The following is a 2,428-nucleotide window of genomic DNA, read 5'->3' as shown; positions in this document are numbered from 1 at the left end:
GAGAGCTCATGCTTCCCGTAATTGCACTTGTGGGCCGACCAAACGTCGGCAAATCTACACTATTTAATCGTCTGACCAAGAGCCGTGATGCGCTTGTGGCTGACCTTCCGGGATTAACCCGTGACCGTAAATACGGCGAAGGACGTGTCGGTGAAAAAGACTACATTGTCGTAGATACAGGTGGTATCACAGGTGATGAGAAAGGTATCGATTATGAGATGGCCCGCCAGTCTCTGCAGGCTGTAGACGAAGCCGATATTGTTTTGTTCCTGGTTGATGGTCGCGCAGGCCTTAATCCGGATGATGAGCGATTGGCTGACTACTTGCGCCGTAAAGAGAAAGAGTGTTTTCTCGTGGTCAACAAAACGGATGGTATTGACCCAGACGTAGCCATGGGCGATTTCCACGGTTTAGGTCTTGGGGCGCCCACTCCAATTGCCGCTTCTCATGGTCGTGGCGTAACAGCGTTGATCGAGTATGTCTTGCAGCTTGTACCGGATGTAGAGGTAGATAAGGCGCTGGCGGACGTGATTGATAAAAGCGTCAAAATTGCGGTTGTTGGTCGCCCGAACGTCGGTAAGTCTACGCTGGTCAACCGCATGTTGGGTGAAGATAGGGTTGTCGTGTTCGATAAGGCCGGTACGACACGTGACAGCGTTTATATACCGTATGAGCGTGACGGTGATGCCTATACGTTGATTGACACGGCCGGCATCCGCCGTCGTAAAAACATCAAAGAAGCGGTCGAAAAGTTTTCCATTGTTAAAACGCTGCAGGCCGTGCGTGATGCCAATGTTGTTGTAGTGGTGATTGATGCGCGTGAAGGTGTGACGGATCAAGATCTCAGCATGCTGAGTTTTGTGATGGATACAGGGCGTTCGCTGGTGATCTCCCTCAACAAATGGGATGGGATGGATTACGAACAGAAAGAGCGGGTGCGTGAGCAGATTCGTCGTAAGCTGGAGTTTGCCGGTTTCGCCCGAATGCACTTTATCTCGGCGCTGCATGGTAGTGGTGTTGGTGATATGTATGGCTCAATCGATGAGGCCTATCAGTGTGCGATGGAGAAATGGTCTACCAGTAAGCTAACCCGTTTATTGGAAGATATGGTCGCTGATCATCAGCCACCTATGGTCAGTGGGCGTCGTATCAAGTTGCGTTATGCCCATCAGGGGGGCTCAAACCCGCCAATTATTGTTGTGCATGGCAATCAGACGGATTCTTTGCCGGGTTCTTATAAGCGTTACCTTGAGAATAAGTTTACCCAGGTGTTGGCGATTAAAGGTACACCGGTACGCTTCGAGTTTCGTACGGGCGATAACCCGTTCGAGGGTAAACGCAATGTATTGACGCCACGTCAGGTTGCGAAAAAAGAGCGTCAAGGTCGGCACATTCAGGATCTGAAGAAACAGGCGCGTAAGAAATCACGTAAGAAAAAGTAATTTATGAAGTGTATCAGTCAGCTGCCGATTGGTGTTTTTGATTCTGGTGTGGGTGGGCTGACTGTGCTGAATGCACTGCGTGAAACTCTGCCCAATGAAAATCTTCTCTACCTGGGGGACACGGCGCGTGTTCCCTACGGCACGAAAAGCTCCGCTTCTGTTACGCGCTATGCCGACCAGGCTGTTAAGGCGCTGCGGGAGCGAGAGGTCAAGTTTGTTGTAATTGCCTGTAATACTGCTTCCGCTGTTGCCGTTGAACCGCTTGCTTGCCAATATCCCGAAATGCCCATTGTGGGGGTTGTTGGTCCCGGGGCTGATGCCAGTTGTGGTGTGAGTCAGAGTGGACGGATAGGTGTGATTGCCACAGAAAGCACCGTCAACAACCAGGCTTATCAAAGTGCGATCTTGCAGCGTCGGCCAGACGCAACCATTAAAGCCCTGGCTTGCTCTCTGTTTGTAGCGCTAGCAGAAGAGGGGTGGCATGACGGGGAGTTGGTGGAGCAGGTTGTCGCTCGCTGTCTGGAGCCAATACGTGAAGGCAAGCATGCAAATATCGATACATTGGTATTGGGGTGTACACACTTTCCTGTGCTTAAAAGGGCAATATCAAAGGTGATGGGTGAGCGAGTTCACTTGGTGGACTCAGCAGAAACGACAGCACTCGTTGTTAAGAAGTTGCTTCGGGAGCATGCGTTGGGTAATAGCAGCGCTATGCAGGGGGACGTATCATTTCTGGTCACGGACAGTCCTGAGCGTTTTGTTCGTGTTGCCCGTAACTTCTTTACTGAAACTATAGAGTCAGGTGCTGTTGAATTGATTGATATACAGCACTTTCAAAAGATTTAATAAATTTTAAGATAAGTGCTTGACTTAAAAACTCCGCTCTATAGAATACGCCTCCTCGCTTGAGACAACAGCTTCTTCGGACAGCAAACGGATCGCGAGACTGCTGAAATAACCCCTTGATTTACAACGTAAATTAGCGG

2 protein-coding genes are annotated in these 2,428 nt (G+C 50.0%); both read left to right on the top strand.

All coding sequences use genetic code 11. The annotated features are described in order from the left end of the window. Positions 1-8: 8 nt before the first annotated feature. Complete coding sequence (der, locus tag ABYW01_RS19390) at positions 9-1,442, top strand: ribosome biogenesis GTPase Der (RefSeq protein ID WP_193954342.1); 1,434 nt, start codon at positions 9-11, stop codon at positions 1,440-1,442. 3 nt (positions 1,443-1,445) lie between these two features. Beyond that, the gene (murI, locus tag ABYW01_RS19385) at positions 1,446-2,288 is read left to right on the top strand and encodes a glutamate racemase (RefSeq protein WP_372835995.1); all 843 of its coding nucleotides are present in this window, start codon (positions 1,446-1,448) and stop codon (positions 2,286-2,288) included. Positions 2,289-2,428: the final 140 nt, after the last annotated feature.

The sequence above is a fragment of the Pontibacterium sp. genome, assembly GCF_041587635.1.
Taxonomy (GTDB): Bacteria; Pseudomonadota; Gammaproteobacteria; order Pseudomonadales; family Balneatricaceae; genus Pontibacterium.
Note: the sequence above shows the minus strand (reverse complement) of the source record. Positions and strands in the feature narration are given on the sequence as shown.

What these genes read in the sequence shown, in the direction of transcription:
- der (WP_193954342.1), top strand. Translation starts at nt 9, where the DNA reads ATGCTTCCCGTAATTGCACTTGTGGGCCGACCAAACGTCGGCAAATCT.
- murI (WP_372835995.1), top strand. Translation starts at nt 1,446, where the DNA reads ATGAAGTGTATCAGTCAGCTGCCGATTGGTGTTTTTGATTCTGGTGTG.